General features: G+C 71.8%; 5 protein-coding genes. 2 read left to right on the forward strand and 3 right to left on the reverse strand.

The window, feature by feature from the left end:
* The first annotated feature begins 121 nt into the window (after window positions 1–121).
* Window positions 122–349 carry a DUF2530 domain-containing protein gene (locus CFP71_RS41670; RefSeq protein ID WP_039917556.1) on the forward strand — a complete coding sequence of 76 codons (228 nt, stop codon included), beginning with the start codon at window positions 122–124 and terminating at the stop codon, window positions 347–349.
* A gap of 88 nt (window positions 350–437) precedes the next feature.
* Here CFP71_RS41670 and CFP71_RS41675 read toward each other — a convergent pair whose 3' ends face one another.
* On the reverse strand, window positions 438–3,248 hold the full coding sequence (locus CFP71_RS41675) for a sacsin N-terminal ATP-binding-like domain-containing protein (RefSeq protein ID WP_093939379.1): 2,811 nt from the start codon (window positions 3,246–3,248) through the stop codon (window positions 438–440).
* On the reverse strand, window positions 3,238–4,233 hold the full coding sequence (locus CFP71_RS41680) for a DUF3027 domain-containing protein (protein WP_093939380.1): 996 nt from the start codon (window positions 4,231–4,233) through the stop codon (window positions 3,238–3,240). Before CFP71_RS41680 ends, CFP71_RS41675 begins: the two co-directional genes overlap by 11 nt.
* A 49-nt stretch (window positions 4,234–4,282) precedes the next feature.
* Here CFP71_RS41680 and CFP71_RS41685 point away from each other — a divergent pair, with 49 nt between their 5' ends.
* Window positions 4,283–5,047, forward strand: a complete 765-nt coding sequence (locus CFP71_RS41685) for a glutaminyl-peptide cyclotransferase (RefSeq protein ID WP_093939381.1) — start codon at window positions 4,283–4,285, stop codon at window positions 5,045–5,047.
* Here CFP71_RS41685 and CFP71_RS45480 read toward each other — a convergent pair.
* Window positions 5,044–5,361 carry a hypothetical protein gene (locus tag CFP71_RS45480; protein WP_167406476.1) on the reverse strand — a complete coding sequence of 106 codons (318 nt, stop codon included), beginning with the start codon at window positions 5,359–5,361 and terminating at the stop codon, window positions 5,044–5,046. The genes CFP71_RS41685 and CFP71_RS45480 overlap by 4 nt on opposite strands.
* Window positions 5,362–5,470 lie beyond the last annotated feature (109 nt).

A 5,470-nucleotide genomic window follows, 5' to 3' on the forward strand; every position in this document is an offset into this window, starting at 1 on the left:
AAGAACCGGTCCAGTGTGGACCGGGTGCGCTGCTCCGCCATCGCGTACCACCCTTCGCCCGTTGCCGGGTACCCTTCCCCACGTGGGCGAATCGATCAATTCCGGGGAAGTAAACGGTTCATTGCGGCCAACGCCGGAGCTGCCGAAGCGGCTGACCGACCTGACGCCGGTCGTGATCGTAGGTACCGCGCTCTGGGCCGTCGCGACCGTGGTCCTGTTCTTTGTGACCGACGGCATCTGGGTGCAGACGGCGTTCTCCGGCCTCGTGCTCGGCTTCATCGGCCTCGCGATCATCGCCTGGCAGCGCGCCGCCGCCCGGCGCGGCTCGAAGAGCGCCCAGCGACTTTAAGAGCGCTCAGCGACTTCAGGAGCCCGCATTTCGTCCTCTGAATGCGGTACTTGCGTGTGCAACTACCGCATTCAGAGGACGAAACGCGTCAGTTCAGGAGCGCCGAGGGTGAGGGGTCTTCGAGCAGGGCTGTGAGGATGTGCCGGTCGGCCCATCGGTCCGTGGCCCAGGCGAAGGCACGCCCGAGGCCTTCCGGGGTGTCGGCGGCGTGCAGCCTGCCGTCGGACCACCAGGCGACGTCGTGCTCCGCGTCCTCGAAAGTCACCGTCAGCGACTCGTGCAGCAGCACGCCGCCGTCGTGCAGTTCGACGCCCAGTTGATCGGCGGCCAGCCGGAGCGCGGAAAGCTCCGTCCACGGCACGTACTCGCCGTCTTCGGTGACCTTGGCGTCGAGACCGCTCGCCACCGGCAGGTCCAGCAGCTCCGCCAGCGCGACGGCGCCGCTCGCCGAGACGACCATCCGCTCCGGTGTCAGGACGGCGGCGAACCACGGCACGTCGAGCACGACGGCGTCGCGGGCGTCGACGGCCGAACCGTCCGCGGCCCGGACCCGTTCCGGTGCCGGAACGTCCACTGTGTACTCCGCGAGCGCCGCGTGCGCGCGGGACGCGAGCCCCGGGCTCACCTTGCGCTCGGGGTCGCCCAGCCGGTCCAAGAGATCTTCGACGTCTTCGGCGTCCGATCCCAGCTCCGTCCGGACTCCGGCGGCGAGCAAGATCTCCTTGCTCAGCCCCGAATCCGGGACGACGTCGTAGAGCCCGGCCAGCGTCGCCGCTTCCGGCATGCGCCAGTCGAGCGGCACGTGCCCGTCCAGCAGCGCGTAACGCGCCAGCCACCAGCCGGTGTGCCCGCCGGGTTCGGTGAGGGCACGCCAGGTCTCGGGGCGCGCCGCGAGCAACCGCAGCGCTTCCGGCCAGGCGTCGTCGCCGACGAGGTCGAGGTCGCGCACGGCGAGCACCCGTGACGGCGGGCGCTCCCGCGAGTCCCACCAGTCGTGTTCGTCGGGCAGTCCGTGCTCGGGCTCCAGCGGTTCGTCGTCGGTGATGACGGCGAAGGAATCGAGCACGCCGACGGCGACGAGCGTGGCGACCGGCCAGTCCTCGGCGAACTCCTCGTCCAGCACGGACAAGGCGCCGTCTTCCTCGAACACCTCGGGGTCGAAGATGTCGCCCAGCGGCGACGTCGGCAGGACGAGTTCGTCCGCGCGCCGCCAGCCGTCCTCGCTCGGCAGGGCCAGCGCACCGGCCCATTCGGGGGCTTCGTCGCCGACCTCGGCGATCAGGCGGAGCACCGCGCCCGCGAGCGCCATACCGTCCAAACCGGACCGGACGTCTTCGACACTGCGCTCGACGGCGGCGCTCAGCGCGTCGGCTTCGAGCAGGTCGCTCGCCTCGGCGTGCTTGGCGCCCAAGCGTTCCAGCAACGGATGCGCCGCGACCGGATGGACGAGCCGCAGTCCGATGATGTCCACATCGGACAGCAGTTCGAGCAGTTCCGCCGAGCCGCCGACGAGCAGCGCGTCGCGCACGCCGGGCAGGGTGCGGCCGTCCGACATCGGTACCGGCAAGGCGCCGAGGTCGTCCTTGGTGAGGTCGTGCGCTTCGAGCGCCGGGAGCAGCACGTCGTAAAGCGAGTGCCACCAGGAAGGTTCGCGCTGGGCGCCGGTCAGCAGCTCGATGGCCTCGGCGGGTTCGAGCGACTGCGCACCGACGGCGCGAAGGTCCACACCAGACAGAGAGACCAGGCCGGGCACGAGATCGGCCAGCAGCGGCGCGAGACCCGGCACGTCGACCGAGAGCACCCGCGCGCGGCGGCCCGGCAGGTCGTCGCCTTCCTGCGCCGGGAGCCAGGGCAGATCCGCGAGGTTCTCCAGAATGGCTTCCCGCAGCGTTCCGTCCACAGTGGAACGCGGGAAGGACGCGCCGGGCACGAGCGTCAGGCGTTCCTTGGCGGGCAAGGAACAGACGAGAGCGACGTACTCTCGCGCGGCGTTCTTCAGCGCCGCCGTCAGCTCCGGCCCCGGCAGCGCGCGGCGGCGGGACGGCTCGATCGGCAGCGTCGCGATCAGCCTCGCCGGCAGGGAAAGTTCGTCGTCGGTGGGTGTCGGCGCGTGCAGGACGTCGTCCCCGAGCGGCTTCGGCGAACCGGACGCGTCCAGCGGGACAGCCCAGACGACGTCGCCGCGATGGACCTGCCAGTGGTCGGCGGAACCGTCCGGGGACGAAAGCTCGACGACACCGTCGCCGAGGTCGGTGCGGCGCCAGGCACCGCCTTCGACCTCGATGCTTTCCAGCCAGGACAGGGTAAGCAGGAGGTCGCCGATGTCGTTCTTCAGATCCGCCAGCAGCGCGGGGACGTCGACGCCCTCGCGCAGCGGAAGCCGGACCTCGGTGGCGAAGCCTTCGGGTACGGGAGGTTCGTCGTCCGAAACCGGCCAGGGCAGCCGGAGCACGGGAACGTCACCGGCGCGGTCGGCCGCGGTTCGCGTGCGTTCCGCGGAGAACGCGACCCCGCCGGTCGCCGAGACGATCCGCGGTTCGGCGGAAACCGTGAGCACGGCGGCGAACCCGACGCCGAACCGGCCGACGGTCTCCTCGCCCTTGCCGGAAGCACGAAGGGAGGCAAGGGATTCGACGCCGCGGGCGTCCAACGGCGCGCCCGTGTTGGCGAACCTCAGTTCACCGTCCACAACGGACACTCGGAGCCTGCCGCGCTCACCGGCCGCCAGCGCGGCGTCGGCGGCGTTCTGCGCCAGCTCGACGAACAGCCTGTCCCGGTAACCACCGACGCGGAGATCGTTCTCGGTGTTGGTGTCTTCGGTGAACCGCGTCGGCGAATCCGCCCACGCGCGCAGGACGGCGGCGCGTAACCGCTCGGTGCCGAACGGGTCAGTGCTCACTGGCGCTTTCGGCTTCGGCCTGTGCCTCGTCGGCGGTCTCGGGCTCGACCTCCGGCTGGACCTCGGCGGTCTCCGGCACCTCGGCCACCGGGGCCTCGGACTCGTCGACGACCGTGGCTTCGGCAGGCTCGGCGGTCTCGGCCACGACGGCTTCGGCGGCTTCGGTCTTGGGCTCCTCCGAAGCGGCCTCGACGGCTTCGGCCTCGACGGGCTCGGCCGGCGCCTCGGGCGCGGGCTCGAAGTCGATCAGCGAGTCGTCGTAGACCAGTTCCGCCACCGGCACCGACGAGGTCACCTCGACCTCGATCTCGGAGTGCGCGCCGCAGCCGTACTCGACGTCGACGACGTGGCCGTCCGCCGGGGAGATGTCATTGGTGCACGCGCCGAAGGCCGCGCTGAGCGACCCGGCGAGCGACACGAAGAACCCACAGCTCCCGCAGACGTCCGGCGCGCTGCGCGCCATGTCCGAACGCGGGCCGAACTCGCCACCGTGCCAGCGGGCGGCGGCGTCGAGCCTGCCGTGCCGCGACAGCACGTGGACCCGGCCGAGGCCGGTCTCCTTGGCGACCGCTTCGACCGCGGGATCGTCGGACTCCAGGTACGCCGGGGCGAGCCGCGGGTCGTCCTTCTCCACCGGGAAGATGTCACCGACGCCGAGGTCGCCCGCCTGGACGCGGCGGTCCCACGGCACCCACGCCGGCGCGACCCGCGCGTCCGGCCCCGGGATGAGCACGACCTCGCTGACCGTGATCGGCTCGTCCTCACCGGCGAGCGCCACCGTCACCGACCAGCGCCAACCGCGATAACCCGTCACGGTCGCCTCGAACAGATGGCTCGCGGAAACCGCGTCCTCGGAGTCCACGCCGACGTGCGCGCCGACCTGTTCGGCACCGGCGTCCTCCAGCACCGCCGCGCGGGCCAGATCGACCGCCTCGGCGAGTTTGCGCTGGATAGAGCCGTCGTCCAGGGTCAACAGCAGGGTCATGCCCCCATTCTGCCGCACGCGATATCGCGGTCCGTGTCAGGCTGTCCGCGTGCGCACGCTGATGACCACCTCGCTCCTGCTGGCCGCCGTCCTCGGTGGCTGCGCCGCCGCGCCGGGAAGCGACGCCGCGACGCCCGCTCCGGAGAAACTCAAGGTGCAGGTGCTCTCGACGCTGCCGCACGACCCGGCCGCCTTCACCCAAGGCCTCGAGTTCTCCGGCGAGACGCTGTACGAGGGCACCGGCCTGGTCGGGAAGTCATCGATGCGGGCCGGGCCCGCGGGCGCGGCGCCGTCGGTGCGGCAGGAGTTGCCGGGGCTGTTCGGCGAGGGCATCACCGTGCTCGGGCCGACGGCCTGGCAGATCACCTGGCAGGACGGCGTCGCGATCGAACGCGACGCCAAGACACTGGCCGAGCTCAGGCGCGTGAACTACACCGGTGAGGGCTGGGGCCTCTGCCACCACGACGGCAGGCTGGTGATGAGCGACGGCTCGTCGAGGCTGACCTTCCGCGACCCGGCGACCTTCGCGCCGACGGGCGGCGTCGACGTCGGGCGCGACCAGCTGAACGAGCTGGAATGCGTCGGGGACTCGGTGTACGCGAACGTCTGGCAGACCGACCGGATCCTGCGGATCGACGCCGCGACCGGGCGGGTCACCGGCGAGATCGACGCGTCGGGGCTCCTTACTTCCGGGGAACGCGGTTCCGCCGACGTCCTCAACGGCATCGCGGCGGTGCCCGGGACCGGCGAATTCCTCATCACCGGCAAGCTCTGGCCCAAGATGTTCCGGGTGAAGTTCGTCCCCGTGACCTAGAAAGCAGTGGTGAACGCGCGGAGCGGGTCCCGCGTAAGGCAGGATTGACTGGTGGGAATCTTCGGCTCGAACTCTGGACCCGACGGCACGCGTTCCGGCCGGTCGGGCAAGGAGCGCGGCCGCAAGAGCAAGCGCAAGTGGACACCGGAGCCCGGCGCGCCCCAGGCGCGCAGCTGGTCCGCGCCGCCGCCGACCCGGGTCGAGCAGCAGCCGGTGCCGCCGCCTCCGCCACGCGCGGCCCGTCCCCAGCCCCAGTACCCGCCGCATCCGTCAGGGCCGACCGCCCATGACGCGCGCACCGGCGCGATCCCCATGGGGCACCATCACCCTCCACCCCCCCGGCCACCCCACACGCCCCCGCCACGCGCGCCGCCGCACCCCGATCCCTCGCCGCCGCACACCCCACCACCCCGGCCCCGCCCC

It is taken from the genome of Amycolatopsis thailandensis, assembly GCF_002234405.1.
Lineage (GTDB): Bacteria > Actinomycetota > Actinomycetes > Mycobacteriales > Pseudonocardiaceae > Amycolatopsis > Amycolatopsis thailandensis.

Bases quoted from the DNA above. Each gene is read 5' to 3' on its own strand.
- CFP71_RS45480 (WP_167406476.1), bottom strand. From the start codon at position 5,361: ATGGGGATCGCGCCGGTGCGCGCGTCATGGGCGGTCGGCCCTGACGGA.
- CFP71_RS41680 (WP_093939380.1), bottom strand. From the start codon at position 4,233: ATGACCCTGCTGTTGACCCTGGACGACGGCTCTATCCAGCGCAAACTC.